General features: G+C 60.5%; 22 protein-coding genes. 11 read left to right on the forward strand and 11 right to left on the reverse strand.

What is annotated here, in order from left to right:
- The first annotated feature begins 168 nt into the window (after nt 1–168).
- The 7 genes from AB7M23_RS16430 (at nt 169) to AB7M23_RS16460 (ending at nt 7387) form a co-directional block, all read left to right on the forward strand.
- The gene (locus AB7M23_RS16430; protein WP_065757842.1) at nt 169–945 is read left to right on the forward strand and encodes an ABC transporter ATP-binding protein; all 777 of its coding nucleotides are present in this window, start codon (nt 169–171) and stop codon (nt 943–945) included.
- Entirely contained in the window at nt 942–1664 is a 723-nt protein-coding gene (locus AB7M23_RS16435; protein ID WP_065757843.1) for an ABC transporter ATP-binding protein, read from the forward strand. Before AB7M23_RS16430 ends, AB7M23_RS16435 begins: the two co-directional genes overlap by 4 nt.
- A gap of 108 nt (nt 1665–1772) precedes the next feature.
- Nucleotides 1773–2987 carry an ABC transporter substrate-binding protein gene (locus tag AB7M23_RS16440; protein ID WP_454241359.1) on the forward strand — a complete coding sequence of 405 codons (1215 nt, stop codon included), beginning with the start codon at nt 1773–1775 and terminating at the stop codon, nt 2985–2987.
- 73 nt (nt 2988–3060) lie between these two features.
- Nucleotides 3061–3948 (forward strand): branched-chain amino acid ABC transporter permease, encoded by an 888-nt coding sequence (locus tag AB7M23_RS16445; RefSeq protein WP_065757844.1) that lies wholly within the window; start codon nt 3061–3063, stop codon nt 3946–3948.
- Between the two features lie 2 nt (nt 3949–3950).
- Complete coding sequence (locus tag AB7M23_RS16450) at nt 3951–4955, forward strand: branched-chain amino acid ABC transporter permease (RefSeq protein WP_409276948.1); 1005 nt, start codon at nt 3951–3953, stop codon at nt 4953–4955.
- Between the two features lie 94 nt (nt 4956–5049).
- The gene (locus AB7M23_RS16455; protein WP_454241360.1) at nt 5050–6318 is read left to right on the forward strand and encodes an OprD family porin; all 1269 of its coding nucleotides are present in this window, start codon (nt 5050–5052) and stop codon (nt 6316–6318) included.
- Between the two features lie 175 nt (nt 6319–6493).
- Complete coding sequence (locus AB7M23_RS16460) at nt 6494–7387, forward strand: EamA family transporter (RefSeq protein ID WP_102052117.1); 894 nt, start codon at nt 6494–6496, stop codon at nt 7385–7387.
- Nucleotides 7388–7485: 98 nt separating this feature from the next.
- Here the strand turns inward: AB7M23_RS16460 and AB7M23_RS16465 are convergent, their stop codons facing one another.
- On the reverse strand, nt 7486–7980 hold the full coding sequence (locus AB7M23_RS16465) for a DUF934 domain-containing protein (RefSeq protein ID WP_102052118.1): 495 nt from the start codon (nt 7978–7980) through the stop codon (nt 7486–7488).
- Nucleotides 7964–9622, reverse strand: coding sequence for a nitrite/sulfite reductase (locus tag AB7M23_RS16470; RefSeq protein ID WP_102052119.1), 1659 nt, complete (start codon nt 9620–9622; stop codon nt 7964–7966). Before AB7M23_RS16470 ends, AB7M23_RS16465 begins: the two co-directional genes overlap by 17 nt.
- A 219-nt stretch (nt 9623–9841) precedes the next feature.
- Here AB7M23_RS16470 and AB7M23_RS16475 point away from each other — a divergent pair, with 219 nt between their 5' ends.
- Complete coding sequence (locus tag AB7M23_RS16475) at nt 9842–10924, forward strand: ABC transporter substrate-binding protein (RefSeq protein WP_102052120.1); 1083 nt, start codon at nt 9842–9844, stop codon at nt 10922–10924.
- Nucleotides 10925–11342: 418 nt separating this feature from the next.
- Here the strand turns inward: AB7M23_RS16475 and AB7M23_RS16480 are convergent, their stop codons facing one another.
- Entirely contained in the window at nt 11343–11561 is a 219-nt protein-coding gene (locus tag AB7M23_RS16480; RefSeq protein ID WP_065757851.1) for a DUF2970 domain-containing protein, read from the reverse strand.
- A gap of 116 nt (nt 11562–11677) precedes the next feature.
- Nucleotides 11678–15385: a methionine synthase gene (gene metH, locus AB7M23_RS16485; protein ID WP_099774496.1), complete on the reverse strand. Its 3708-nt coding sequence runs from the start codon at nt 15383–15385 to the stop codon at nt 11678–11680.
- A gap of 156 nt (nt 15386–15541) precedes the next feature.
- On the opposite strand from metH, the gene AB7M23_RS16490 reads away from it, so the two are divergent.
- Nucleotides 15542–17842 (forward strand): fatty acid cis/trans isomerase, encoded by a 2301-nt coding sequence (locus AB7M23_RS16490; protein WP_454241361.1) that lies wholly within the window; start codon nt 15542–15544, stop codon nt 17840–17842.
- Between the two features lie 153 nt (nt 17843–17995).
- The gene (nfuA, locus tag AB7M23_RS16495) at nt 17996–18580 is read left to right on the forward strand and encodes a Fe-S biogenesis protein NfuA (protein ID WP_065757854.1); all 585 of its coding nucleotides are present in this window, start codon (nt 17996–17998) and stop codon (nt 18578–18580) included.
- 179 nt (nt 18581–18759) lie between these two features.
- Here nfuA and AB7M23_RS16500 read toward each other — a convergent pair whose 3' ends face one another.
- The 7 genes from AB7M23_RS16500 to AB7M23_RS16530 form a co-directional block, all read right to left on the reverse strand.
- Nucleotides 18760–19569 (reverse strand): gamma-glutamyl-gamma-aminobutyrate hydrolase family protein, encoded by an 810-nt coding sequence (locus AB7M23_RS16500; protein WP_065757855.1) that lies wholly within the window; start codon nt 19567–19569, stop codon nt 18760–18762.
- Between the two features lie 331 nt (nt 19570–19900).
- Entirely contained in the window at nt 19901–20689 is a 789-nt protein-coding gene (locus tag AB7M23_RS16505; protein ID WP_330523741.1) for an amino acid ABC transporter ATP-binding protein, read from the reverse strand.
- 19 nt (nt 20690–20708) lie between these two features.
- Nucleotides 20709–21950 (reverse strand): NAD(P)/FAD-dependent oxidoreductase, encoded by a 1242-nt coding sequence (locus tag AB7M23_RS16510; protein ID WP_330523742.1) that lies wholly within the window; start codon nt 21948–21950, stop codon nt 20709–20711.
- Between the two features lie 27 nt (nt 21951–21977).
- Nucleotides 21978–22688 (reverse strand): ABC transporter permease, encoded by a 711-nt coding sequence (locus AB7M23_RS16515; protein ID WP_454241362.1) that lies wholly within the window; start codon nt 22686–22688, stop codon nt 21978–21980.
- Nucleotides 22685–23404: an ABC transporter permease gene (locus AB7M23_RS16520; RefSeq protein WP_409276958.1), complete on the reverse strand. Its 720-nt coding sequence runs from the start codon at nt 23402–23404 to the stop codon at nt 22685–22687. Before AB7M23_RS16520 ends, AB7M23_RS16515 begins: the two co-directional genes overlap by 4 nt.
- A gap of 115 nt (nt 23405–23519) precedes the next feature.
- Entirely contained in the window at nt 23520–24278 is a 759-nt protein-coding gene (locus AB7M23_RS16525) for a transporter substrate-binding domain-containing protein (protein ID WP_065757860.1), read from the reverse strand.
- A gap of 31 nt (nt 24279–24309) precedes the next feature.
- Nucleotides 24310–25179, reverse strand: coding sequence for a MurR/RpiR family transcriptional regulator (locus AB7M23_RS16530; protein ID WP_330523744.1), 870 nt, complete (start codon nt 25177–25179; stop codon nt 24310–24312).
- Nucleotides 25180–25326: 147 nt separating this feature from the next.
- On the opposite strand from AB7M23_RS16530, the gene AB7M23_RS16535 reads away from it, so the two are divergent.
- The gene (locus AB7M23_RS16535) at nt 25327–26358 is read left to right on the forward strand and encodes an Ldh family oxidoreductase (RefSeq protein ID WP_454241363.1); all 1032 of its coding nucleotides are present in this window, start codon (nt 25327–25329) and stop codon (nt 26356–26358) included.
- The last annotated feature ends 26 nt before the right edge of the window (nt 26359–26384 follow it).

Consider the following 26384-nt stretch of genomic DNA (forward strand, 5'->3'; position numbering starts at 1 on the left):
TTCCCGACATTTTTTGTCACATTTCGCCACTGTTAAAATTTCTTCCTGCTCTTCATGTTATTACCGTTTACGTAAAGGTCATCTTCGTCTAGTGTTTGCGTTTACGTAAAGGGAAGAACACCCGCAGCGCCATAACCAATAAAAATAATCAAGGTTAGAGGGCTACACATGTCACCAGAGTTCGTGTTGGAAACACGTGGCTTGACCAAGGAATTTCGCGGTTTTACCGCGGTCGACTCGGTAGATCTACGTGTACAGAAGGGACACATCCACGCGCTGATCGGGCCTAACGGGGCCGGCAAAACCACCGTATTCAACCTCCTCACCAAGTTCCTCACGCCCACCCGTGGCGAGATCCACTACCTCGGCAAGCCGATCACCGGCATGCAACCCAACGAAATCGCCCGTCTTGGTCTGGTGCGTTCTTTCCAGATATCGGCGGTGTTCGGCCACATGAGTGTGGTGGAAAACGTGCGGGTAGCGCTGCAGCGCAAGTTGCGCAACTCGTTTCATTTCTGGAAGTCCGAACGCAGCCTCGACGCCCTCAATGAGCGTGCGTTGCAGATGCTGGATGACGTCGACCTGCTGCCCTATGCCGACACATTGACCATCGAGTTGCCCTATGGGCGCAAGCGCGCGTTGGAGCTGGCGACCACGCTGGCGCTGGACCCGACCGTGCTGTTGCTCGACGAGCCGACCCAGGGCATGGGCCACGAGGACGTTGAAATGGTCATTGGCCTGGTGCGTCGCGCGGCAGTAGGGCGCACCGTACTGATGGTGGAGCACAACCTCAATGTGGTCAGCCAGTTGTGCGACCGCATCACGGTACTGGCGCGTGGTTCGATCCTCGCTGAAGGTGACTACGCCAGTGTTTCGGCAAATCCGCAGGTGCGTGAAGCCTACCTGGGCAGTGAAGCGGTCTGCCTCGAGGAGGCCCATGCATGAGCAGCCTGAACGTTCCGGATTTCGAGCAACTGCGTATCAGCGACCTGCATGCCTTCTATGGCGAGTCGCATATCCTGCACGGCATCGACATGCAGGTACGGCGGGGTGAACTGGTCACCCTGTTGGGGCGTAACGGCGCGGGGCGCTCGACGACCTTGCGCGCGATCATGAACATGGTCGGCCGCCGCACCGGCTCGATCATGGTCAATGGCAACGAAACCATCGGCATCGCCGCTCACCTGATCCCGCGTCTGGGGGTCGGTTATTGCCCTGAAGAGCGCGGTATCTTTGCCAGCCTCAACGTCGAGGAAAACCTGCTGCTGCCGCCAATGGTGCGCAGCGATGGCATGAGCCTGGACGACATCTACGCGATGTTCCCCAACCTTTATGAGCGCCGTTTCAGCCAGGGCACACGCCTGTCGGGTGGCGAGCAACAGATGCTGGCGATGGCGCGCATCCTGCGCACCGGGGCCAACCTGCTGCTGCTCGATGAGATCACCGAAGGCCTGGCCCCTGTCATCGTGCAGAAGCTGGCCGAGGTGTTGATCAAGCTCAAGCAGAAGGGCCTGACCATCGTACTGGTGGAGCAGAACTTCCGTTTTGCGGCGCCGCTGGCCGATCGTCATTACCTGATGGATCACGGCCAGATCGTCGAGGAAATCAGTGCTGCCGAGCTGGATGCGAAACAGGAACTGCTGAACCGCTGTCTCGGCGTCTGAGCGCCGTTTAACCCCTGTGCTGTTTACGTCGGCGTGGCTTCAGTCATGCCGGGCGGGGGTCGCTTTGCCCTTTACAACAACAATAACTGTGGAAAGTGGGTGAACTACATGAAGGTTTTCCAAAAGACTGCTTGCGCCATGCTCGCCTCCGGCCTGATCGCCGGTGCAGCCCAGGCTCAGATCAGCGACGATGAAATTCGCATTGGTTACCTGGCCGACATGTCCGGTACTTACCGTGACCTTTCCGGTCCGGGCGGCCTGGAGGCGCTGAACATGGCGGTCGAAGATTTCGGCGGTCAGGTCAATGGCAAGAAAATCGTGGTCTTCAGCGCCGACGACCTGAACAAGCCGGATGTCGGTGCCAACACCGTGCGTCAGTGGGTTGATGAGCGCAATGTCGACATGGTCACCGGGATGGTGGCGTCCTCGGTCGTGCTGGCGGCAAGCAAGGTGGTAGAGCAGTCCGGCAAACTGGCGCTGATTTCCGGCGCGGCGGCCTCAAGCCTGACCAACGAATATTGCTCGCCCAACCACATCCACTGGACCTATGACTCCTACGCCCTGGCCAATGGCACGGCCAAGTCGGTACTCGCTTCCGGAGGCAAGAACTGGTTCATCCTGACCGCCGACTATGCCTTCGGTCATGCGATGGAGAAGGACATCACCAAGGTCGTCCAGAGCGACGGTGGCAAGGTGGTTGGCACGGTTCGCCATCCGTTCCCCAGCAGTGATTTCTCCTCCTACATCCTCCAGGCCCAAGGGTCTGGTGCGGATGTGATTGCCTTCGCCAACGCCGGTGCCGACACGGTCAACTCGCTGATGACCGCAAGCCAGTTCGGTGTTGCCCAGTCCGGGCAGAAGCTGGCGGGTATGGTGGTGTTCCTCAACGACATCCATGCCATGGGCCTGGACGTTACCCAAGGGTTGATGCTGACCACGGGCTGGTACTGGGACATGAATGATGAAAGCCGTGCCTGGGCCCAGCGCTACTACAAACGCTTCGGCAAGATGCCGGGCATGGTTCCGGCGGGCATCTACTCGGCAACCACGAACTACCTGAACGCAATCAAGGCCACCGGCAGTGACGAGGCGCAGGCGGTACGTACCCAGATGATGGCCACCCCGGTCAATGACATGTTCGCCAAGAACGGCAAGATCCGCGCTGACGGCCGCATGGTTCACGACATGTACCTGGCGCAGGTGAAAACCCCGGCCGAGTCGAAGGGGGAGTGGGACCTGTACAAGATCGTCAGCACCATTCCCGGCGATGAGGCCTACCGGCCGCTGTCCGAAAGCACCTGCAAACTGCTGCCGAAAAGCTGATCGGCAACTGAATCAGGCTACGCGCCCGGTTGCTTGCAGCCGGGTGTCACGGACTTCCAGCGGATGGTAATTCATGACTATCGTATTCGGCATTCCCCTGAGCGTACTGCTCGGTCAACTGCTGCTCGGGCTGATCAACGGGACGTTCTATGCCTTGCTCAGCCTGGGCCTGGCGATCATCTTCGGCTTGCTGCGGATCATCAACTTCGCCCATGGCGCCCAGTACATGCTCGGTGCGTTCGCGGCCGTGCTTGGGCTCAATTACCTGGGTGTGAACTACTGGGTTGCCCTGGTGCTGGCGCCGTTACTCGTCGGCGCGCTGGGCATGCTTATCGAGCGCGGCCTGTTGCGGCGCATCGCCGGTGAAGACCACCTCTACGGGCTGTTACTGACCTTTGGCCTGGCGCTGATCGTTGAAGGCACCTTCGTCAAACTGTTCGGTGTTTCCGGTTCCTCCTACCCCATGCCTGAACAACTCAAGGGCGGCGTCAACCTGGGCTTCATGTTCCTGCCCATCTACCGCGCCTGGGTGGTGGTAGCGGCCTTGGTGGTGTGCCTGGCGACCTGGTTCATGATCGAGCGCACACGCCTGGGTTCCTACCTGCGTGCGGGTACCGAAAACCCGAAACTGATGCAGGCGTTTGGCATCAACATGCCGCTGCTGATCACCCTGACCTACGGCTTCGGTGCTGCCTTGGCGGCCTTCGCCGGCGTATTGGCGGCACCGATCTACTCGGTGACGCCGACCATGGGCGCCAACCTGCTGATCGTGGTGTTCGCCGTAGTCGTGATCGGCGGCATGGGTTCGATCATGGGCGCGATTGTCACCGGCCTGGCCATGGGCCTGATCGAAGGGCTGACCAAGGTGTTCTATCCAGAGGCGGCCAACACCGTGGTGTTCCTGGTGATGGTGCTCGTGTTGCTGGTTCGTCCTGCGGGACTGTTCGGGAAAGAGGTGTGACGATGACGAGTCTGGAGATCAAGCAGGGCGCTGGCGTCCTGCAACCGAATGTCGTACAGGAGCGTCGTCAGGCGGCGGCACGGCGCAAGCGCTGGTTCTACCTGGCGCTGGTGGGTGTGGCGCTGCTCGCACCACTGGCGGTGTACCCGGTGTTCCTGATGAAGCTGCTGTGTTTTGCGCTGTTTGCCTGTGCGTTCAACCTGCTGCTGGGCTATGCCGGGCTGTTGTCGTTCGGCCACGCGGCGTTTCTCGCCTCGGGCGGCTACGTCACGGGTTACGTGCTGAGTACGTACAGCGGCCTGGGAACCGAGCTGGGCATTCTTGCCGGAACCCTGGCGTCCACCGCGCTTGGGCTGGTGTTTGGCCTGCTGGCGATCCGGCGCCAGGGTATTTACTTCGCGATGATCACCCTGGCCTTGGCGCAGTTGGTGTTCTTCATCTTTGTCCAGGCGCCGTTCACCGGAGGCGAGAACGGTCTGCAGGGCGTGCCCCGTGGGCAACTGTTCGGGGTCTTCGACCTGAACAACAACCTGACCCTGTACTACTTCGTTCTGGCCGTATTCGTGTTCGGCTTCGCCGTGATCCAGCGCACGATCCATTCACCTTACGGCCAGGTGCTCAAGGCCATCCGCGAGAACGAACCACGGGCGATCTCGCTGGGCTACAACGTCGAGGCGCACAAGCTGCTGGCCTTTGTGATTTCCGCAGCGTTGACCGGCCTGGCCGGTTCGACCAAGACCGTGGTGTTCCAGCTGGCCTCGTTGACCGACGCGCACTGGCACATGTCCGGCGAGGTGATCCTGATGACCCTGCTCGGTGGCGTCGGCACGGTGTTTGGCCCATTGGTCGGCGCCGGCATCGTGGTCACCCTGCAGAGCTACCTGTCCAATGGGCCTCTGGGTGAGTGGGTGCATGTGATCCTCGGTTTGATCTTCGTCATCTGCGTGCTGTTGTTCCGGGTCGGCATCGTCGGCTGGGTGCTGAAACTCGCACGGCGCAATTTCTAAGGGCAGCGTTGCAGGCAACGCTGGGGGAATACCGCACAGACGTTGGTCTGGGCTTGGTACGGGTGCATCAGCACGCTAATAAGAAGAGAGACCTATGAGCGCAATTCGTTCTACCCGCATTCTGTTGTTACCTGGCCTTGCCGGGGCCATTGGCGTTTGCTCACCGGCGTCCGCTGCGTTTCTGGAGGACAGTAAAGCCAGTGTGGAGATGCGCAACTTCTACATGAACCGCGACTTCCGCCAGCACGCGGCGCCGCAGAACAAGGGCGAGGAATGGGCGCAGGGCTTCATCATGCGCTATGAGTCCGGATTCACCGAGGGCACCGTAGGCTTTGGTGTCGACGCCTTGGGCCTGCTCGGGGTCAAGCTCGACTCAAGCCCCGACCGTGCTGGCGCAACCGGCTTGCTACCGCGCGGCGCCCAGTCGAAGCGGGCACCTGACGACTACAGCGAGCTGGGGCTGGCCGCCAAGGTACGGGTCTCGAAATCCACCCTCAAGGTCGGCACCCTGATCCCCATGCTGCCGGTGCTGACGCCGAACAACTCGCGCCTGCTACCGCAGACCTTCGAGGGTGGTTGGCTGAATTCCACGGACCTCAGTGGCCTGACCTTCGACGCCGGGCGCCTGACTCAGGTGAACCAGCGCGACTCGACCAACCGTGAAGACATGACCCTGATGAAGGGCCCTCGGCGCAATATCGTCACCACCGGCAAGGCGACATCGGACAAGTTCGATTTCGTCGGTGGTACCTACGCCTGGAGCAAGACGCTGAGCACGGGTTACCACTACGCGCAGTTGGAAGACCTGTACAAGCAGCATTTCCTGACGTTGGTGCATGTATTGCCCATCGCCGAGGGGCAATCCCTGAAGTCCGACCTGCGTTTTGCCGATGCCAGCGATGATGGCCGCAGCAACGTCGACAACACCTTGCTCAGTGGCATGTTCACTTACACCCTGGGGGCTCATGCCTTTGGTCTCAGCTACCAGAAAATGAACGGTGATACCGGCTTTGCCAACGTTCAGGGTACCGACCCTTACCTGGTCAACCTGGTGCAGATCAACGACTTCGCCAACCAGGACGAGCGCTCCATGCAGGCCCGTTACGATTACAACTTCGCGGCCTGGGGTATTCCCGGCCTGACCTTCATGACCCGCTACGTCAAAGGCGATCAGATCGAGCTTGGCGCGGCAGGCGGCGAGGGCAAGGAATGGGAACGTAACACCGATATCGGCTATGTCGTTCAAAGTGGTCCACTGAAGAACGTCGGTATCAAATGGCGAAATGCAACCTACCGCTCCAGCTTTGCCAGCGACATCGACGAAAACCGTCTGATCCTCAGCTACAGCCTGCCGCTCTGGTAAGTGCAGTAATGCGCCGAACAGGGCCCGACTCGGCAACGATCGGGCCTTTTTCCTGCGCGGTTGTGAATGGCTGCAGCGATGACGCAAACAGACTATCGGGTGGCAGTTGCAGGTATGACGGGCCCGCGCATAAGGCTATGCTGTTTCGACATATTACAAGGCGTGCGAGGGAAGGATGCCAGTCAAGGATCTGCTGTTGGCGTTGGTGGTGATCATCGCCTGGGGTGTCAATTTCGTGGTGATCAAGGTGGGCCTTGATGGGCTACCGCCCATGCTGCTGGGTGGGCTGCGCTTTTTGCTGGTGGCGTTTCCGGCGATTCTGTTTATCAAGCGTCCCGCGCTTCCCTGGCGCTGGCTGATTGCCTACGGCGCCACGATTTCGCTGGGCCAGTTTGCCTTCCTGTTCGAGGCCATGGGTAACGGCATGCCGCCGGGGTTGGCGTCCTTGGTGTTGCAGTCACAGGCCTTCTTCACCCTGTTTTTCGCCGCCATGTTTCTTGGCGAGCGCCTGCGTGTGGCCAGCGTTCTGGGGCTGCTGGTGTCGGCGGGTGGGCTGGTGTTGATTGGCAGTGAAAACGGTACCAGTGTCCCGGTTTTCGCCCTGATCCTGACGTTGTGTGCTGCCGCCAGTTGGGCGATAGGTAACATCATCACTCGACGCTTCGGCAATGTGGACCTGGTTGCATTGGTCATCTGGGGTGGCTTGATTCCACCGCTGCCGTTTTTTGCGTTGTCCTGGTGGCTGGAAGGGCCAGTGCTGATTGAGGCTTCGCTGCGAGGTATCGGCCTGAGCTCGATCCTCTCGCTGGCGTACCTGGCCTTTGTGGCGACCATGCTCGGCTACAGCCTGTGGAGCCGGTTGCTGTCGCGTCACCCGGCAGGCAAGGTCGCGCCATTTTCGTTGCTGGTACCGGTGGTGGGGCTCAGCTCCTCGGCACTGTTGCTGGACGAGCGGTTGAGCGATGTGCAGTGCTGGGGCGCATTGCTGGTCATGGGCGGTTTGTTGATCAACGTGTTTGGCCCGCGTCTGCTGCAGCGTTTGCGTGCGACTCAAGCGCAAGTGTCCTGAAGCGCGGGTGGCCTGCAAAAAAACACCCTGCGAAGGCGTAGGCCTTGCAGGGTGTTTTGGCGTGACTCAGCGTTGCCCGCATCTGCGGGCTTTCGCTATCAGCGGCGGCGGAACAGCGGCAGCGGCTCATCGGTGGCGGCCTGATAGGTCACCGAGAAGTCCTTGAGGCTTTCCAGGGCTTCGTATGGGTCCTTGTCGGCACGTACCGCGAAGGCATCGAAACCACAGCGGGCCATGTAGAACAGTTGGTCGCGCAGCACATCGCCGATTGCGCGCAGCTCGCCCTTGAACTGGTAACGGTCACGCAGCAGACGTGCGTTGGAGTAGCTGCGGCCATCGGTGAATGCCGGGAAGTTCAAGGCGATGACCTGGAACTGGGCGGCATCTTCACCGATTTCCTCGGCTTCTTCGTCGCTGTCCAGCCACACGCCCAGGCCGCCATCGCGGGCCTTGAGGGCATGGGCGTGATCGCGCCACAGCTGCAGCGGTACGATGTAGTCGTCGCAGTTGCTCAGCTCGTCCAGGGTGACGTCCTTGGGCAGCAGGTGCCAGGTTTCGTCGACGACCTGGTTGTTCTTAATGATTCGCTGCATAGACGCGCTCCTTGAAGGGGTCAATGCCAATACGTTGATAGGTGTCGATGAAGCGCTCGTCTTCGGTACGTTGTTCCACGTACACGTCGATCAGCTTTTCGATCACATCCGGCATGGCATCCTGGGCGAACGAAGGGCCGAGGATCTTGCCCAGGCTGGCATCGCGGCTGGCGCTGCCACCGAGGGAAACCTGGTAGAACTCTTCGCCTTTCTTGTCCACACCGAGAATACCGATGTGGCCTACGTGGTGGTGACCGCAGGCGTTCATGCAACCGGAGATGTTCAGGTCCAGCTCGCCGATGTCGAACAGGTAGTCCAAGTCATCGAAGCGGCGCTGGATGGACTCGGCAATCGGGATCGACTTGGCGTTTGCCAGGGAGCAGAAGTCGCCGCCCGGGCAGCAGATGATGTCGGTCAGCAGGCCGATGTTCGGGGTGGCGAAGCCATTTTCGCGCAGCTCAAGCCACAGTGCGTGCAATTGGCGTTGCTCGACGTCGGCCAGAATGATGTTCTGCTCGTGGGAGGTGCGCAGTTGACCGAAGCTGTAGCGCTCGGCCAGGTCGGCAACGGCGTCCAGTTGCTTGTCGGTCAGGTCGCCTGGGGCCACGCCAGTCGGTTTCAGCGACAGGGTGACAGCCACGTAGCCTGGGCGTTTGTGCGCACGGGTATTGCGCGCACGCCAGCGGGCGAAACCTGGGTGTTGCTGCTCCAGTTCGGCCAGCTCGTGGTCGAGGTTTTCCAGCGCCTTGTACTCAGGGTCAACGAAGTGCTTGGCGACACGGTGCAATTCGGCTTCGGTCAGCGTGGTGCTGCCGCCACGCAGGTGAGCCATTTCGGCCTCGACCTTCTCGGCGAACACTTCTGGAGTGAGCGCCTTGACGAGGATCTTGATCCGCGCCTTGTACTTGTTGTCGCGTCGGCCGTAGCGGTTGTAAACCCGCAGGATGGCGTCCAGGTAGCTGAGCAGGTCCTGCCACGGCAGGAACTCGTTGATAAATGCACCCACCACCGGGGTACGGCCCAGGCCGCCACCGACCAGTACACGGAAACCCAGATCGCCGGCTGCGTTACGCACAGGTTCCAGGCCGATGTCATGGACTTCGATGGCAGCGCGGTCGTTGACCGAACCGTTGATGGCGATCTTGAACTTGCGCGGCAGGTAGGCGAATTCAGGGTGGAAGGTGGTCCACTGGCGAACGATCTCGCACCATGGGCGCGGGTCGATCAACTCATCGGCGGCCACACCGGCAAACTGGTCGGTGGTGACGTTGCGCAGGCAGTTGCCGCTGGTCTGGATCGCGTGCATCTGCACGGTAGCCAGTTCGGCCAGAATCTCCGGAATGTCTTCCAGTGCCGGCCAGTTGTACTGGACGTTCTGCCGGGTGCTGATGTGGGCGTAGCCCTTGTCGTAGTCGCGCGCGATCTTCGCCAGCATCCGCGTCTGACGCGACGTCAGCTGGCCATAGGGCACCGCGACCCGCAGCATGGGGGCAAAACGTTGGATATAGAGGCCATTCTGCAGGCGCAGGGGGCGAAACTCTTCTTCACTGAGCTCACCGGCCAGGTAGCGTCGGGTCTGATCACGGAACTGCTTGACGCGGTCCTCGATGATCCGCTGATCGTACTCGTCGTATACGTACATAAGGGTCCTGTTTTCAGGCTGCAGGCAGCTAATCGCGCGCACGGCCGCGCACTCCGGAGCGGAGCTGTGGAAAGATATCAGCTTGTGTTTATGCGCAAAAGTGAAGTTTTTGCATATGCAAAGAACCATTTGGACTAAGTGAGACTGTGTTGCGTTTAGCCATAGGGCAGGGCATGGGCGTTATACTGCGCCGCTTTATTCTGTGCGAGCCTGTCCCCCATGCTGAAAGCTCTGGCTAGATGCCTGTTGCTGAGTCTGCCATTGGCAGCCAATGCTCAGGCGCCCTCGGTGGTTTTTTTGAACCCGGGGTACTCCAATGAGACTTTCTGGGTCAGTTACTCGCGCTTCATGCAAGCGGCTGCCAGCGATCTTGGCATGCAGTTGCGGGTCGAATACAGCGAACGTGAGCCGGCGCGTGCCATGACGCTGGCACGGCAAGTGCTGGAGGGGCCGCAGCGCCCTGACTACCTGGTGCTGGTCAATGAGCAATATATAGCGCCGGAGATCATTCGCCTGTCCCGTGGCAGCGGGGTAAAGCTGTTTCTGGTCAACAACGGTTTGACGCCCGACCAGACGCGGCTCATTGCCGACAGCCCGGACAAATACCCACAACCTATCGCGACCCTGGTCACGAATGACGAGGAGGCGGGCTATCGCATGCTCACGGCATTGATTGCCCAGGTGCCGGCGCCTGCGAAGGGCCAGCAAATCGACTTGCTGGCGTTTTCCGGGATGAAAATCACCCCGGCCTCGCAACTGCGCGAGCGCGGCATGCGTCGGGCGCTTGCCGAGCACCCCGAGGTGAACCTTCGCCAGGTTGTCTATGGCGGTTGGGGTCGGGAACGGGCGTATGAGCAGGCCAGTCAGTTGCTGCATCGCTATCCGAACACCCGACTGGTCTGGTCGGCTAACGATGAAATGGCCTTTGGCGCGATGCAGGCGTTCGAGGAAGCCGGGCGCAAACCCGGCAAGGATGTCTACTTCAGCGCCGTCAACAGCTCGCCAGAGGCCTTGCAGGCGCGTATCGACGGGCGCCTGAGCGTACTCATGGGCGGGCACTTCTCGCTCGGTGGCTGGGCCATGGTGTTGTTGCACGATGATGCGCTCGGGTTGCCGATCAGCCGCGATGGCCAGCATCGGTACCAGGTGCCTGTGCTTCAGCTTATTGATCCCGCTCGAGCCCGGCGCTGGCTGAAGCTGGTCAACGAGCCCGACTATGGCCTGGACTTCAATCGTTTCAGCGCCGAAGGCAAGGCGCGCAGTTTTCGCTACCCATTCCTGACGGCGCCGGTGGACTACTAGGCTCTGTACGAAAAGCCTTGATACTCGGTGATGCTGCGTTGAAAACAGCCTCGGAATGCTCATTTACAACCCGTAAACTCCGCTTCCTCGGCTGTTTTCGCCTTGCCTGACCTTCGTCTCAAGACTTTTCATGCAGACCCTAACCGACGAACAGCCAAAAGACCTGGCTTGAGCAAAGGGCATCGCTGGGCTTAACTGCTACAGGTGTCATGCATTCCCATAACCACTACAAGAGGCGATGCAATGGGAAATTCAACCAAGTCGGTTAAGAGTGACAGTCATGTCGACGCTTGGGCGACACTCTGCCTGATCATCCTGGTGGTCGTGACAGCCGTGTACTGGGTCAGTCATCAGTGACATCACCCGCTGGGTAGCATGAGACCGCCTGCAGCATGGATACCTGCGGGCGGTTTGCGTTTCAGGCGGCGGTCAGGTGCAGGGCCAGTTTTACCAACCCCAGCAGTACCAGAATAAACAGCAAGGTGAACAGCGTACCCAGCACAATGAAGTGACTGGGTTTGCCGTGGGTGAAATCGCGCGCGCGGTTCTTGTTGCTCTGCACGCCGAAGGCGGCGGCCAGCACGCTTTGCAGCATTTGCCAGAAGGTCGGTGGCTTGCCTTGGGCGGGGTCGTCCATGATCAGCTCCTGTGGGCGGAAGGCCTGTCCACAGTGTAGCCCCTCAAGGAACGTCTGCAGGGCGCGACACAACGTCGACCCTGCAGCTGCCCATACCGATGACCGATGACCGATGCTTAAGCGTCGTATCCCAGGTTGGGTGCCAGCCAGCGCTCGCTGACGCTCAGGTCCTGGCCTTTGCGCGCTGTATAGCTCTGCACCTGATCCTTGTCGACCTTGCCCACGGCGAAATACTGCGCCTGTGGGTGGGCGAAGTACCAGCCGCTGACCGCAGCTGCCGGGAACATTGCATAGTGCTCGGTCAGGGTGACGCCGCTCTGGCCTTGCTCGCCGATTTCGGTACCGTCGAGCAGTTGGAACAGGGTGCCTTTTTCGGTGTGGTCCGGGCAGGCAGGGTAGCCAGGGGCCGGACGGATGCCCAGGTACTGTTCCTTGATCAGCGCTTCGTTACTCAGTTCTTCGTCTTTGGCGTAGCCCCAGTACTGCTTGCGCACCTGTTCGTGCAGCCATTCGGCGCAGGCCTCGGCCAGGCGGTCGGCGAGTGCCTTGACCATGATCGAGCTGTAGTCGTCGCCTTTGTCCTGATAGGCCTTGGCGACTTCTTCGGCGCCAATGCCGGCGGTGGTGATGAAACCACCGACATAGTCGGTCACGCCGCTGTCTTTCGGTGCCACGAAGTCGGCCAGGGAGAAGTTGGGCTTGCCGTCGGTCTTGATGGTCTGCTGGCGCAGATGGTGCAGCAGGGCCAGTGGCTGGCCATCCTGCCCATAGACTTCGATGTCGTCGTGGTTGACCTGGTTGGCCGGCCAGAAGCCGAACACTGCCCGGGCGCTGATCAGTTTTTCATCGATCAGCTTGCGCAGCATCTGTTGGGCGTCTTCGTACAGCGCCGTGGCCGCTTCGCCGACCACTTCGTCGGTGAGGATGCGCGGGAACTTGCCCGCCAGGTCCCAGGAGATGAAGAACGGCGTCCAGTCGATGTACTCGGCCAGTACGTTCAGGTCGATGTTTTCCAGTACCTTGGCGCCGGTGAAAGTCGGCACGACCGGCTGATAGCCCGCCCAGTCGAACGATGCCTTGGCCGCGATGGCCTGAGCGTAGCTCAAGCGCTCAGTGCGGGCGCTGCGGTTGGCGGTACGTTCACGTACTTCGACGTACTCTTGGCGGGTGCGCTCGACGAAGCCGGCTTTCAGTTCCTTGGACAGCAACTGCGTGGCGACGCCCACGGCACGCGAGGCGTCAGTGACGTAGACGACGGCGTCGTTGCTGTACTTGGGCTCGATCTTGACCGCTGTGTGCGCCTTGGAGGTGGTCGCGCCGCCGATCATCAGCGGCAGGTGGAAGTCCTGACGCTGCATCTCGCGGGCGACATGCACCATTTCGTCCAGTGACGGCGTGATCAGCCCGGACAGGCCGATGATGTCGCACTTCTGCTCACGGGCCACTTGCAGGATTTTTTCGGCCGGCACCATCACGCCGAGGTCGACGATGTCGTAGCCATTACAGCCCAGCACCACGCCGACGATGTTCTTGCCGATGTCATGCACGTCGCCTTTTACCGTGGCCATGAGGATCTTGCCCTTGGCTTCCGGCTTGTCGCCTTTCTCGGCTTCGATGAACGGAATCAGGTGGGCCACCGCCTGCTTCATCACCCGTGCCGACTTGACCACTTGCGGCAGGAACATCTTGCCAGCGCCAAACAGGTCACCGACCACGTTCATGCCGCTCATCAGCGGGCCTTCGATGACCTCGATCGGGCGTGCGCACTGTTGGCGGCATTCCTCGGTGTCCTCGACGATAAACGCAGTGATGCCTTTGACCAGGGCGTGCTCCAGGCGCTTGCCGACGGGCAGTGAACGCCATTCCTCGCTTTCGACTTCCTTGGTGGCGCCGCCACCCTTGTAGTCATCGGCGATGGCCAGCAGGGCGTCGGTGCCTTCGGGGGTACGGTTGAGTACCACGTCCTCGACCCGTTCGCGCAGGGCAGGGGGGATCTCATCGTAGATCTCCAACTGACCGGCGTTGACGATACCCATGGTCAGGCCGTTCTGGATCGCATGGTAGAGAAACACCGAGTGGATCGCTTCACGGACCGGGTTGTTGCCCCGGAAAGAGAACGACACGTTGGACACACCGCCCGAGGACAGTGCATGGGGCAGGTGGTCGCGGATGTAGGCGCAGGCTTCGATGAAGTCCACAGCGTAGTTGTTGTGCTCCTCGATGCCGGTGGCCACGGCGAAGATGTTCGGGTCGAAAATGATGTCTTCCGGGGGGAAGCCCACTTCATTGACCAGAATGTCGTAGCTGCGTTGGCAGATTTCACGCTTGCGCGCGGCGGTATCGGCCTGGCCGACTTCGTCGAAGGCCATCACCACCACGGCAGCGCCATAGCGCTTGCACAACTTGGCGTGATGCTTGAAGGCGTCGACGCCTTCCTTCATCGAGATCGAGTTGACGATGCCCTTGCCCTGAATGCACTTCAGGCCCGCTTCGATCACCTCCCACTTGGAGGAGTCGATCATGATCGGTACGCGGGAGATGTCCGGCTCGCCGGCAATCAGGTTGAGGAACTTGACCATGGCCGCCTGGGAGTCGAGCATCCCTTCGTCCATGTTGATGTCGATGACCTGGGCGCCGGCTTCGACCTGCTGCAGGGCGACTTCCAGGGCTTCGGTGTAGTTTTCTTCGCGGATCAGCCGGGCGAACTTGGCGGAACCGGTGATGTTGGTGCGCTCACCGACGTTGACGAACAGCGAGTTGCGGTCGATGGTGAACGGTTCCAGGCCCGACAGTCGACAGGCCTTGGGAATGTCCGGAATAGCCCGTGGCGGGTACTTGGCCACTGCTTCGGCAATCGCCTGGATGTGCGCAGGTGTGGTCCCACAGCAACCGCCGATAATGTTCAGGAAGCCGCTGGCGGCGAACTCTTCAACGACGGCAGCCATTTCCGCCGGGGTTTCGTCGTACTCGCCGAACGCGTTCGGCAGGCCGGCGTTAGGGTGTGCAGAGACCTGGGTATCGGCCTTGCTCGACAGTTCTTCCAGGTACGGGCGCAGGTCCTTGGCACCCAGGGCGCAGTTCAGGCCCACCGAAATCGGTTTGGCATGGCGTACCGAGTTCCAGAACGCTTCGGTCGTCTGCCCGGACAGGGTGCGGCCCGAGGCATCGGTAATGGTGCCGGAAATCATGATCGGCAATTCGACATTGTCTTCCTCGAACACCTGCTGCACGGCGAAGATTGCCGCTTTGGCGTTGAGGGTGTCGAAGATGGTTTCGATCAGGATCAGGTCGGCACCGCCTTCGATCAGGCCACGGGTGGCCTCGATGTAGTTGGTCACCAGTTCGTCGAACGTGACGTTGCGGTAGCCGGGATCGTTGACGTCCGGGGAGATCGAGCAGGTGCGGCTGGTCGGGCCGAGCACGCCGGCCACGAAGCGTGGGCGATCCGGGGTTTCCAGGGTCTTGGCGTCGGCCACCTGGCGGGCAATGCGGGCGCCCTCGACGTTCAGTTCATACACCAGCGCTTCCATGCCGTAGTCGGCCTGGGAGATCTGTGTGGCGTTGAAGGTGTTCGTCTCCAGAATGTCGGCACCGGCATCCAGGTACGCTTTCTCGATTGCGGCGATGACGTCGGGGCGCGATAGCAGCAACAGGTCATTGTTGCCCTTGACGTCGCTGGGCCAGTCGGCGAAGCGCGTGCCACGATAGTCGTGTTCCTCCAGACGGTAGCTTTGGATCATAGTACCCATGCCGCCATCGAGGATCAGGATGCGCTCTTTGAGTGCTTTCTGAAGTGCTTGGAAACGAGCGCTGCGGTCAGACATAGGACTACCTGGTCGGGCAAAGACAAAAGTTGCGGAATAATAACAAAGCTGCGCGGTTTTTAGACGTGCCACTGATTTGCATGAATTTCATTCATGTTGGCACGGTGCTGCCACCGGTAGAATCGTGAGGCTTTTAATTTCCAGGACAATTGGCACATGGTGCATCGTTTACTTGCCGGCGCCGTCGCGCTGCTGATCAGTGGCATGGCGTTGGGGCAAGCGCCTCAATCCAGCCCGGCTATTTCCTATACCCGGGACATTCAACCCATCTTCACTGAGAAATGCGTTGCCTGCCATGCCTGCAACGATGCTGCCTGCCAGCTCAAGCTGGAAAGTGCTGAAGGCGCCGAGCGTGGCGCTTCGAAGGTGCCGGTCTACGAGGGCAACCGCACGACTGCAGTGCCCCCGACCCGATTGTTCTACGACGCCCACAGTGTCGATGCCTGGCGGCGCAAGGGCTTCTACTCGGTGCTGGATAACCAGGGCAGCCAGGCCGCGCTGATGGCGCGGATGCTGGAGCTGGGGCATTCAACCCCGCTGAAGCCAAACGCCAAGCTGCCTGAAGACATCGTGCTGGGCTTGAACCGGGAAAATGTCTGCCCGCTGCCCGGCGAGTTCGACGCCTATGCCAAGGCGCATCCCCGTGAGGGCATGCCGTTGGCGGTCACCGGCCTGACCGATGCCCAGTACCAGACCCTGCAGCGTTGGTTGGCGGCGGGTGCGCCAGTCGAGCACAACCCGATCCAGCCCAGCGCCAAGGAGGCGGCACAGATCCAGGAATGGGAAGCGCTGCTCAACAGCCCGGGTTCGACCGAAGCGCTGGTAGGCCGCTGGCTGTATGAACACCTGTTCCTGGCACACATTTACTTTGTTGGCGGGGAGCCGGGGCACTTCTTCCAATGGGTACGTTCCCGTACACCCAGTGGCCAACCGATTGACCTGATTGCCACGCGTCGGCCTAACGATCCGCCTGGCACCGACTTCTACTACCGGTTGATGCCCGTACAGGGCGTCATCGTACACAAGACCCACATCACCTACCCGATGGGGCCGCAGAAGCTCAAACGTGTCAAACAGCTGTTCTACAGTGGCGACTGGCACGCGGCTGCGCTGCCGGGCTATGGTCCGCGCCACCGCGCCAACCCGTTCGAGACGTTCGAGGCGATCCCGGCGGTAGCGCGCTATCAGTTCATGCTGGATAACGCCGAGTATTTCGTCCGCACCTTCATTCGCGGCCCGGTGTGCCGCGGTCAGATCGCCACTGACGTGATCCGTGACCACTTCTGGGCGCTGTTCCAGGAGCCGGCCCATGATCGCTACCTGACGGATGCCAAGTACCGCGCTGAAGCCACGCCATTGCTGGCAATGCCTGGGCAGATCGACGATGTTGGCAGTATCTTGACCCTCTGGCACACCTACCGTGACAAGCGCAACGAGTATGAAAGCCTGCGCCGTGAAGCCTATGCCGACATGCCGGCGCCAAGCTGGTCAAGCCTATGGGCGGGTAATGACAATGCCTTGCTGACCATCTTCCGGCATTTTGACAGTGCCTCGGTCAACAAGGGCCTCATTGGTGATGTGCCGCTGACCTTGTGGCTGTTCGACTACCCGCTGTTCGAGCGTACCTACTATCAGTTGGCGGTGAACTTCGATGTGTTCGGCAACGTGTCGCACCAGGCCCAGACCCGTCTGTACTTCGATCTGATCCGCAATGGCGCCGAGGTCAACTTCCTGCGCCTGATGCCGGCCAACAAGCGTGGTGCCATCCTCAGCGATTGGTATCAGAACGGCGGCAAGGTGAAAATGTGGATGGACTACGAGGAGATCGACACCAGCACCCCGAGCGCCCTGAAGCTGGACAAGCGTGACCCGAAACGTGACTTTGGCCTCAAGCTGATCGAGCGGACCGGTAGCCTCAACGCAGCCCCTGACCCGATCAATCGCTGCCATGGCGCCTACTGCTCACGGCCACAGATGACTGACGAGTTCCGCGATGTCGAACAGTCGCTGAGCCGCCTGGCTTCGCGTCCTGCAGCGGGGCTGAAGGTGATCAACCAGTTGCCGGAAGCGACCATGCTGCGTATCGAAGGCGAGGGCGGCAAGCGGCAGGTCTACTCCATGCTGCGCAACCACGCCCACAGCAACGTTGCCTTCATGCTGGGCGAGGAGTCGCGGTACCAATTGGGGTTGGATACCTTGACCCTCTACCCCGGCGTGATGAGCAGCTACCCGAACTTCATGTTCAATATTCCGGCCAGGGATGTACCGGAGTTTGTCGAGGACATGGAAGCGGCCCGTGACGACACCGCCAAATTCGAGCGTATTGTCATGCGTTGGGGTGTACGCCGCAGTCATCCGCAGTTCTGGCAGTATTTCCATGACCTGAGCACCTACATCAAGGAAACCGAGCCAGTGGAGGCGGGTGTGCTGGACATGAACCGCTACGAAAACCTCTAGGGCGATCCTCCCTTCATCAGGCCGCTTCCGGCGTTTGGGCTTTCTGCTCAGGACGCCCGAAGCGGCTGTTGTTTTTCCGACAAAAATACTGGGACTTTGTTCGCGCGTCAGGTTGGCGTAAACTGCCGCCAAGTCTGTGAGGAAACCACTTCAATGAGTGCCATAACGATTACCGATGCTGCGCATGATTACCTGGCTGACCTGCTGTCCAAGCAGAACACTCCGGGCATCGGCATACGCATTTTCATCACCCAGCCGGGCACCCAGTACGCCGAGACCTGCATCGCCTACTGCAAGCCGGGCGAAGAGAAGGCCGAAGATACCGCCCTGGGCCTGAAGAGCTTCACCGCCTGGATCGATGCGGTCAGCGAGCCTTTCCTTGAGGATGCCTTGGTCGACTACGCGACTGACCGCATGGGTGGTCAACTGACCATCAAGGCGCCGAACGCCAAGGTGCCGATGGTCAATGCCGACAGCCCTATCAACGAGCGTATCAACTATTACCTGCAAACCGAGATCAACCCGGGGCTGGCCAGCCATGGCGGTCAGGTCAGTTTGATTGAGGTGGTCGATGACGGCATTGCCGTACTGCAATTCGGCGGTGGTTGCCAGGGCTGTGGCCAGGCTGACGTGACCTTGAAAGAAGGCATCGAACGTACCCTGCTTGAGCGTATTCCCGAGCTCAAGGGCGTACGTGACGTCACCGACCACTCTCAGAAAGAGAACGCCTACTACTAGGGTGTTTGCGACAGATTGACAAAGGCCTGGCGCTGCCAGCGCCTTTGCGCGTTAGCGCAGTCGATCAGTCGGAAAAGAAGGGTGGGCGTGTCATTCGCAACAAATGATGGTCGCCTCTGTATCGCCAGCAAGGTTGGCTCTCAGTGTGAGTTGGCCTTGCTGGCGATGCATCGCAGCACTCAGGCTGCGATTTCAGGCTTTTTTAGTGCAAGGCGCACGCGTTGGCGGCAGGCATCGCCGAAGGCCTGGAACATCTTGACCGAGTCCGGGTTTTTCGCAGCTTGCCACTCCGGGTGCCACTGCACGGCGAAGAGGAACGGCGACAGGCTGGGTGCATGGACGGCTTCGACCAGGCCGTCTTCGGCGTGGGCGATAGGCTCAAGGCCTTTGCCGAGGGTTTTCAAGCCCTGGCCATGCAGTGAGTTGACGCGAATTTCATCGGTCTGCAACAGTTCACGCAACCAGCTGTTCGGTGCAAGGCGTACGCCGTGTACAGCCTGGTACTGGATGTCCACTGGGTCTTCCGGGTTTTCCCGATGGTCGTTGAAGCCTGGTTCGGCGTAGACCTTCTGATAGATATCGCCACCCAGCGCGACGTTGATTTCCTGCATGCCGCGGCAGATACCGAAGATTGGCAGGCCACGCGCAATTGCGGCATGCACCAACGGGATGTCGAACAGGTCGCGAGCCTTGTCCTGGGCTTTGCCTGGGGTGTGGTTTTCCTGGCCGTAAAGGCTTGGGTCGATGTTGCTGCCCGCACCGGTCAGGTAAACGCCGTCGGCCATGTTCAGGTATTGCTCAAGGTCGTCGGCACCGCAGCAGGTCGGTACCAGAACCGGTACGCAACCTGCCAGTTCGACCAGTGGAACGATGTACTTGTGGGTCATGACCTGATAGTCGTGGCCCTTGCGCTCCTGGGCACCCATGGTCATCAGGACGACGGGCTTGCGGAGGGTCTGATTCTTATTGCCAATGTTGCTGTTGGGCATATGTCACCTTTGGACAGGCGCAGCCTGTCATTGTTGTGCAGGCGCATCGATCCAGCCTGATGCTACCTGAGGTTTCGAGCACTGCCGGAAGGCACGCAATGGCCTGTTTCCAGTCGAAACCTGTTACATAGCTTGCCAGCGCCGTTAAATATGTCAAACAGCTTTGTGTAAAATTATTGCTTAGTAAGCTACTAATTTTGCCGTTCAGCTTGCTAAGTGTTTGAAATATAGAGGTAATTTGTGATTTTTGTAGTTCATTATATTTAACGTTTTTGGCGCGCGCTGCGGGAGTACGGGCCTTGGCGAGACAGGATCGCGCAAGGCCCTTGGCTCAGTGCAGGATCTGCGCGAGGAAGCCTTTGGCCCGTGCGCTTTGAGGGTTGTTGAAAAACGCCTCAGGCGGGCTGTCCTCAATGATCTGACCACCATCCAGGAACAGTACGCGCTCTGCCACCTGGCGGGCGAACCCCATCTCGTGGGTAACGCACAGCATGGTCATGCCGGTGTCGGCCAGCCTTACCAGCACGTCCAGTACTTCGGCGACCATTTCCGGGTCGAGTGCCGAGGTGGGCTCGTCGAACAACATGATTTTCGGTTTCATGCACAGTGCCCGTGCAATCGCCACCCGCTGTTGTTGCCCGCCAGAGAGCTGGCTGGGGTACTTGCCTGCCTGGCTTTCGATACCGACCTTGTTCAAGTAGAAACGTGCGCGCTCCTCGGCTTCCTGGCGTGACAGGCCACGCACGCTCATGGGCGCCAGGGTGCAGTTGTCGAGCACGCTCATGTGCGGGAACAGGTTGAAATGCTGGAACACCATGCCGATCTCGCTGCGTACTTGAGCGGCTTGGCGGGTGGTTTCGGCAAGGTCGGTGTCATTGACCCGAATCGTGCCCTTTTCAGCGATCTCCAGGCGATTGATGCAGCGGATCAGTGTCGACTTGCCCGAGCCTGAAGGCCCGCAGAGGACGATGCGTTCGCCTTCGCGTACCTGCAGGTCGATATCGCGCAATACATGGTAGGCGCCGTAGTACTTGTTCAGGCCTTCAATCTTCACCACGACGTTGCGTGGGTCGGGCTGGGCGATGGGTTGGGCAGTGGCAAGGCTCAGGGGGCTAGGCATTGTTATTGTTCTCCCGAAGTCAGTTGAAGCGCTGTGCACTGTAGGGCGCAGGGTCGGTGAAAGGCTTGGCACCGGTGATCATTTCCGCCAGCAAGCGGCCGCTGACCGGGCCCAGGGTCAGGCCGTGGTGAGCATGCCCGAAGTTGAACCACAGGCCTTTGTGACGCGGTGCCGGGCCAATGACCGGGCGCATGTCCGGTAGGCATGGACGGCGCCCCAGCCAGGGCTCGGCTTCGATGCGCTCGCCGAGAGGGAACAGCTTGCGTGCGATGGCCTCGCAACGTTCCAGCTGGATTTGATTGGCCGGCGCATCGCTGGCGGCAAATTCGATGCCGGTGGTCAGGCGGATGCCCTTGACCATGGGGGCCAATACGAAGCCACCCTGTACGTCGCAGATCGAGTGCGTCAGCTCGGCGCCGGCGCGGGGGCGATAATGGGCGTGGTAACCCCGCTTGATCTCCAGCGGAATGCTGTAGCCCAGCGGCTTGAACAGATCGGCGGCTTGCGGGCCAAGGGCGATGACGACCTCAGCCGCGCTGATCGGCCCCTGGCGGCTGTCGACCTGCCAATCGCCGGCCACCTGGCGCAGGGTGCGGGCGTCGCCATGAATGAACTGGCCACCGCGTTTGACGAACAGTGCGGCATAGCCGCGCGTCAGGCCACCTGGGTCGCTGACTGTTTTGGGGTCCAGCCAGTGGATGCCGCCAACGACGTTTTCGCTGAGATCGACTTCGCGGGCGTGCAGTTGTTGGCGGTCGAGGATCTCGTAGCGCAGGCCGTAGGGCTTGAGCGCATGGGCCTCATCCTGTGCAGTGGCAAAGGCCTCGGCATTGCGGTACACCTCGATCCAGCCCTTGGCCTTGATCAGGTCGCCGAGCTCGGCAGCTTCGATCAGGGCGTCGTGCTCCTCTACGCAGCGTTCCACCAGTGGCAGCATGGCGCGGGTGGCTACGGCGACACCGGCAGGCGAGGAGTTCTGCCAGTACTTGAGTAGCCAGGGGCCAGCCTTGGGCAGGTAGCGCAGGCTGTAGCGCACATCGGGTTGGCGATTCAGGCTGTAGCGCAGCAGGCGGGAAAGCTCGCGGGGGAAGGCGTAGGGGATCACGCTGGAGCGCTCGATCAGCCCGGCGTTGCCGTGGCTGGTGCCGCTGCCAGGCTCGGCGCGGTCGATCAGAATCACCTTGCGCCCACGGGCTTGCAGGTGCAGGGCGGTGCTGACGCCGACGATACCGGCGCCCAGAACGATGGTTTGGCATTGCATGGAACGGTCCTCGAAAGGCTGCACGGTTTAGCGCAGGTGACGGCCCAGACGGCCTTCGATGTGTTTGAGGCTGCGTCGCACGATCTCGACGATCAGCAGGTAGAGCACTGCAGCCCAGAGGTAGACCTGGAAGTCGAAACTGCGCGAGAAGGCCAGTTTGGTGATACCCATCAGGTCATAGATGGTCACCAGCGAAGCAATGGCGCTGGCCTTGATCATCAGGATCAATTCGTTGCCCAGTGGGCCAACGGCGACAATCAGTGACTGGGGCAGGATGACCTTGAAGAAGGTGGTCGAGCGCTTCAGGCTCAGTGCCTTGGCGGCTTCATACTGCCCGGGAGCGACCGCCATCAGGCTGCCGCGGAAGATCTCGGCCTGGTAGGCGGCGGTGTTCAGGGTGAACGCCAGCAGGGTGCAGTACCACGCCTCGCGGAAAAACCACCAGAGCCCGACGTCCTGCCAGAAGCCCTTGAAGGAGCTCAGGCCGTAATACAGCATGAACAGTTGGGCCAGCAGCGGCGAACCGCGGAAGAAGTAGATATAGCCGGCACTCAGGCGCTGCACGACCAGGTTGTTCGACAGCCGCGCCAGGGCCAGCAGCAGGCCGAGGATTGCGCCGAGGGTGAACGAGATTGCCACCAGCTTGGCGGTCACCAGCAGGCCATCGACAAAGCGCGGGCCGTAGCGCTCCAGCAGTTCGGGATCGAGGAACAGCCTTAGCAGATCATCGAAAGTCATGGGCGTGCGCTCCGCAGGTGGCGACTGAAATACCGCTCGATAACGTTAAAGGCGCGTCCCGACAGGGCCGAAAACAGCAGGTAGCCGAAGCAGGCGACGGCATAGAAGAACATGGGCTCCTTGGTCACGCTGACCGCCAGGTTGGTCTGGCGCATCAGGTCTACCAAGGAGATGGTCGAGACCAGCGACGTGTCCTTGAGCAGCGACAGCCAGTTGTTCGACAGGCCGGGCAAGGCGATACGTACCAGTTGCGGAAACACCACTTTGCGAAAGGTTGTGGTCTTGCTCAGGCCCAGCGCCGCCGATGCTTCGTATTGGCCCTTGGGCACGGTCTTGAACGCTGCCAGCCAGATCTCACTGGAAAAGGCGGCGAAGACGAAGCTGAAGGCGATCATCGCGGCCAGGAAGGTGTTGATCAGCACCTCACCTTCATAACCCATGGCGGCGAGGATTTTCTGTGCTGCAATCTGGCAGCCGTAATAGATGATCAGCAGGGTCAGCAGCTCTGGCAGGCCCCGGAACACGGTGGAGAAGACGGTAGCTGCAGCCTTCGGGAAGCGCTTTGGCGAGCGGGCGGCGAGGGCGACACCCAGCCCCAGGGGCAAGCCAATGGGCAGGCAGGCCAGGGCCAGGCTGATGGTGACTACGGCGCCGGCCAGCAATGCCTGGCCCCAGCCGCCGCTGGCAAACGACAGCAGTGACAGTTGTTCGATCATGCTCGAACCCTCTTTTTAGACCGTGCAGGAGCCGGTATGGCATCGACGCGTTGTCACCGCGATCTAGGCCTGGCGCCTATCGCCGGCAAGGCCGGCTCCTGCAGGGATGTGGGGCTTATTGGTAGATATCGAAGTCGAAGTAGCGGCTGGAGATCTTCTGGTAGGTGCCGTCGGCGACGATCTCGTCCAGCGCCTTGTTCAGGCGTTCGCGCAGGGCGTCGTCGTCCTTGCGAACGGCGATCGAGGCATCGGCGGTGGTGCCTTTTACATCACCAATGAACTTGCAGCAGTCCTTGCCGGACTTGTTCAGCCACTCGATCAGCGGAAACTTGTCGGCAATCACGCCATCCAGGCGGCCTGCGGCGAGGTCGGCGTTGGCTTCATCAAGGGTAGGGTAGAGCTTGACCTCGGCGCCGGCCTTGCCATAGACGTCTTCGGCATAGATGGCCTGGGTCGAGGACGATTGTGCGCCCACGGTGTAGCCCTTGAAGTCGGTCTGTGCGTCGGTGATCTTGCTGTCCTTGGCCACGGCGACCGAAAGGGGGGTCTTGTAGTAGTGGTTGGTGAAGGCGATTTTCTTGCGGCGCTCTTCGGTGTTGATCATCGACGCGACCACGGCATCGTATTTCTTGGCCATCAGTGCCGGAATGATGCCTTCCCAGTCCTGGGCGACCAGGGTGCATTGCACCTGCATGCGTTCGCACAGGGCGTTGGCGATATCGACGTCGAAGCCGTGCAGCTTGTTATCCGAGTCGACGTAGTTGAACGGGGGGTAAGCGCCTTCGGTGGCGATTTTCAAGGTTTCTGCCTGGGCTGCGCCGATTCCGGCGAGCATCAGTACGCAAGCGCTTGCAAGGTGGACGACTCGTTTCATCATGTACCTCGATTGGTATTTTGCACTCTGGCTATTGTTTGCTCGTTGACGTGTAGCCAACGAATTCGTTGTGTAGAGCGGCAGTGGCTTCCAAGCGTTTTTCAACATCCGGTCCGAGTTTCTTGCAGACCTCGTTGACCATCAGGTGTACCCACGACAGCATCGTCGCGGTGGACTCCCAGAACAGATTGAAATCGGTGGGTATACGAAAGACTTCGTCGGCGTGGGCATCGGCCCAGTCGCAGAAGGTGTCGGTAACCAGTGTTACCGGGATGCCCGCTTCCTGTGCCTTGCGACACAGGTTCAGGGCATGGCGTGAGTAGCGGCGCGCCTCGAACACCACCAGGGCACAGTCGTCCGGCTGGCTGAGCAGCACGTCGCCAAAGTGCCCGGCGCTGCCATCGACGGCATGCACGCCATCACGCAGGTATTGCAGCAGGTGCACCATGCACAGGGCGATGCCGCGCTCGGTCTGAAAGCCGGCGACGAATATCTTCCGTCGTTCAGAAAGGCGTTGGGCGACGCTGTGCCAGAGCGCGGTGTGGCTGTATTCATGCACCCGCACCAAGGCCGCGACTTCCAGTTCAAAGCTGCGAGAGGCACCTTCTTCAGACTCGCGCCGTTGTTGGCGGAATTCTTGCAGGCGATCACCGACCAGCCAGGGGCCATCGCCCAGGTCATTCTTGAGGTCGTGTTTGAGCGCCTTGAAGTGCTCATAGCCCAGTGCGCGGCAGAAACGACCGACACTGGACTCGCTGATGCCAAGTTTGTCGGCGATGCTGGCAGCGGTCTGGAAAGGCAGTTCATGCAGGTTGCCCAGCATGTAAGTGGCGATCTTGCGCCCAGACGCCGAGGCGTTCTGCAGGCTGCTTTCCAGGCGTTGTTTGATCGGTTGGCTCACGGACGACTCTCACGGCGGTTGCGCTTGACGAAGAAAATGAATGTTTTCTGTCATCAAGTCAACATTTGACAGATAGCTGTCACTGCGCGAGAGTTTCCAGCCTGCTCATCGCTGTAGCCCAGTCCAATTCCAACAAGGGAGCTTCAGATGTCCGCACGTCCTGATACCGCAGTCGCGCACCTTGCCTTTGCCGAACTGCAGGCTTTGCTGCATCGGATATTCGTTCGTCACGGTACCAGCGAGGCCGTTGCCGACGCGCTGGCGTACAACTGCGCCAGCGCTCAGCGTGACGGCGCCCACAGCCACGGTGTTTTTCGCATTCCGGGGTATGTATCAACCCTGGCCAGTGGCTGGGTAGACGGCAAGGCGCAGCCAGACGTCGAAGATGTCGCCTCTGGTTATGTCCGGGTTGATGCCAGGGGTGGTTTTGCTCAGCCTGCACTGGCCGCTGCCCGTGGGTTGCTGGTGGAAAAGGCGCGCAGTGCCGGTGTGGCGGTGCTGGCCATTCACAATTCCCACCACTTTGCGGCCCTCTGGCCCGACGTAGAGCCGTTCGCCGAAGAGGGGTTGGTTGCCCTGAGCGTGGTCAACAGCATGACCTGTGTGGTCCCTCATGGTGCGCAGCGGCCGTTGTTTGGCACCAATCCGATCGCTTTCGCTGCACCTTGCGCGGGCAGCGACCCCATCGTCTTTGATATGGCCACCAGCGCCATGGCTCACGGCGACGTGCAGATTGCTGCGCGTAAGGGAGAGCAATTGCCGGAGGGTATGGGGGTGGACAGCCACGGCCAGCCGACCTGTGATCCCAAGGCGATTCTGGAGGGTGGGGCGCTGCTGCCTTTTGGTGGGCACAAGGGTTCGGCGTTGTCGATGATGGTCGAGTTGCTGGCGGCAGCGTTGACGGGCGGTCACTTCTCGTTCGAGTTCGACTGGTCGCAGCACCCCGGTGCCAAGACGCCCTGGACCGGGCAATTGATCATTGTCATCGACCCTGCCAAGTCAGTGGGTAATCGCTTTGCCGAGCGCAGCCGCGAGCTGGTGAACCAGATGCATGAGGTGGGCTTGAAACGTATGCCGGGTGAGCGGCGTTATCGCGAGCGCGAGTTGTCGGCGCAGCAGGGCGTGACCCTGGCGGTGCAGGAGCTGGAGCAGTTGCGCGCCCTTGCGGGAGAGCAATGAGCCGATGACGGCGATGCGGGGCCGTG

This window comes from Pseudomonas sp. HLS-6 TE3448 (genome assembly GCF_053629555.1).

Excerpts from the sequence above, each read along its gene's own strand:
- AB7M23_RS16430 (WP_065757842.1), top strand. The coding sequence starts at position 169 with ATGTCACCAGAGTTCGTGTTGGAAACACGTGGCTTGACCAAGGAATTT.
- AB7M23_RS16435 (WP_065757843.1), top strand. The coding sequence starts at position 942 with ATGAGCAGCCTGAACGTTCCGGATTTCGAGCAACTGCGTATCAGCGAC.
- AB7M23_RS16440 (WP_454241359.1), top strand. The coding sequence starts at position 1,773 with ATGAAGGTTTTCCAAAAGACTGCTTGCGCCATGCTCGCCTCCGGCCTG.
- AB7M23_RS16445 (WP_065757844.1), top strand. The coding sequence starts at position 3,061 with ATGACTATCGTATTCGGCATTCCCCTGAGCGTACTGCTCGGTCAACTG.
- AB7M23_RS16450 (WP_409276948.1), top strand. The coding sequence starts at position 3,951 with ATGACGAGTCTGGAGATCAAGCAGGGCGCTGGCGTCCTGCAACCGAAT.
- AB7M23_RS16455 (WP_454241360.1), top strand. The coding sequence starts at position 5,050 with ATGAGCGCAATTCGTTCTACCCGCATTCTGTTGTTACCTGGCCTTGCC.
- AB7M23_RS16460 (WP_102052117.1), top strand. The coding sequence starts at position 6,494 with ATGCCAGTCAAGGATCTGCTGTTGGCGTTGGTGGTGATCATCGCCTGG.
- AB7M23_RS16465 (WP_102052118.1), bottom strand. The coding sequence starts at position 7,980 with ATGCAGCGAATCATTAAGAACAACCAGGTCGTCGACGAAACCTGGCAC.
- AB7M23_RS16470 (WP_102052119.1), bottom strand. The coding sequence starts at position 9,622 with ATGTACGTATACGACGAGTACGATCAGCGGATCATCGAGGACCGCGTC.
- AB7M23_RS16475 (WP_102052120.1), top strand. The coding sequence starts at position 9,842 with ATGCTGAAAGCTCTGGCTAGATGCCTGTTGCTGAGTCTGCCATTGGCA.
- AB7M23_RS16480 (WP_065757851.1), bottom strand. The coding sequence starts at position 11,561 with ATGGACGACCCCGCCCAAGGCAAGCCACCGACCTTCTGGCAAATGCTG.
- metH (WP_099774496.1), bottom strand. The coding sequence starts at position 15,385 with ATGTCTGACCGCAGCGCTCGTTTCCAAGCACTTCAGAAAGCACTCAAA.
- AB7M23_RS16490 (WP_454241361.1), top strand. The coding sequence starts at position 15,542 with ATGGTGCATCGTTTACTTGCCGGCGCCGTCGCGCTGCTGATCAGTGGC.
- nfuA (WP_065757854.1), top strand. The coding sequence starts at position 17,996 with ATGAGTGCCATAACGATTACCGATGCTGCGCATGATTACCTGGCTGAC.
- AB7M23_RS16500 (WP_065757855.1), bottom strand. The coding sequence starts at position 19,569 with ATGCCCAACAGCAACATTGGCAATAAGAATCAGACCCTCCGCAAGCCC.
- AB7M23_RS16505 (WP_330523741.1), bottom strand. The coding sequence starts at position 20,689 with ATGCCTAGCCCCCTGAGCCTTGCCACTGCCCAACCCATCGCCCAGCCC.
- AB7M23_RS16510 (WP_330523742.1), bottom strand. The coding sequence starts at position 21,950 with ATGCAATGCCAAACCATCGTTCTGGGCGCCGGTATCGTCGGCGTCAGC.
- AB7M23_RS16515 (WP_454241362.1), bottom strand. The coding sequence starts at position 22,688 with ATGACTTTCGATGATCTGCTAAGGCTGTTCCTCGATCCCGAACTGCTG.
- AB7M23_RS16520 (WP_409276958.1), bottom strand. The coding sequence starts at position 23,404 with ATGATCGAACAACTGTCACTGCTGTCGTTTGCCAGCGGCGGCTGGGGC.
- AB7M23_RS16525 (WP_065757860.1), bottom strand. The coding sequence starts at position 24,278 with ATGAAACGAGTCGTCCACCTTGCAAGCGCTTGCGTACTGATGCTCGCC.
- AB7M23_RS16535 (WP_454241363.1), top strand. The coding sequence starts at position 25,327 with ATGTCCGCACGTCCTGATACCGCAGTCGCGCACCTTGCCTTTGCCGAA.